This is a genomic window from Bartonella sp. AC329YNZD (assembly GCF_042196685.1).
Lineage (GTDB): Bacteria > Pseudomonadota > Alphaproteobacteria > Rhizobiales > Rhizobiaceae > Bartonella.
This window is the reverse complement of sequence record NZ_JBHIQS010000092.1, coordinates 1-918: the sequence shown is the minus strand read 5'-3', so window position 1 is coordinate 918 and position 918 is coordinate 1. Positions and strand designations below refer to the sequence as shown.

The window sequence follows — 918 nt, the reverse complement described above, 5'->3', positions numbered from 1 at the left end:
GCACGTAGATATCTCTTAGGCATGCTTCTTAATGTTGCAAGAAAAGAAGACGATACAGATGGAATAACACTTCTTGCGGGTATCTCTCCTGAACAGATGAATGAAATCAAAGAATTAATTAAAAAAACACAATCTGAAGAAAGTAGGCTTCTCTCTTTCATAGGAGTAAAAAATCTAAAAGATATGTCTTTTAAACAAGCACAAACCGCTTTGTTTTCTTTGAAAAAAAAGCAACGAAAGCAAATGAATAAAGCACAACAAGAGCAATTAGATGCACCTATACAAGATATTGAATATGCACCAACTCAACAACAAACGGCGGTGTGAGATGGAGCAAAGAACAGCAGAATGGTTTCAAGCGCGTTTAGGAAAAGTCACTGCTTCAAACGTTTACAACGTACTCAGTAAGACAGCAAAAGGTTTGCCTACAAGCAAATATGAAGACTACAAAACGAAACTCATGACAGAACGCTTAATAGAGGAAATAAGCCAATCTTATACAACACCTGCTATGCAATGGGGCATTGAACATGAAGAAGATGCCTTAAGAGAATATGAATTCATTTATGACGCAGAAGTCACAAGATGCGGGTTTATCCCACACCCCAAAATGGAAATGGCGGGGGCTAGTCCTGATGGGTTGATTGGAGAGGACGGTTTAATAGAAGTCAAATGTCCACAATCAACCACGCATTTGCGTTTTTTTATTTATGACGAAATCAAGCCCGAATATATCGCACAGATGCAATTCCAAATGGCATGCACTGGACGCAAATGGTGTGATTTCATGAGCTATAATCCAAACTTTGTAGGCAAATCTACTGGTTTGAGAATGAAAATCAAACGCGTCAATCGTGATGAGAAACACATTGAAGAGATCAATAAAGCGGTCGAAATCTTTTTAGGGGAAATAGAACA

At 38.2% G+C, this 918-nt stretch carries 1 protein-coding gene and 1 pseudogene; both read left to right on the top strand.

Going from position 1 to position 918, the window contains the following annotated elements; translation table 11 throughout:
• A pseudogene (locus tag ACFIMW_RS09395) lies at positions 1–327 on the top strand (recombinase); the annotation flags it as partial.
• 1 nt (position 328) lies between these two features.
• Positions 329–918: lambda exonuclease family protein (locus ACFIMW_RS09390; RefSeq protein WP_375617397.1), on the top strand; the 590-nt coding region annotated here is incomplete at its 3' end.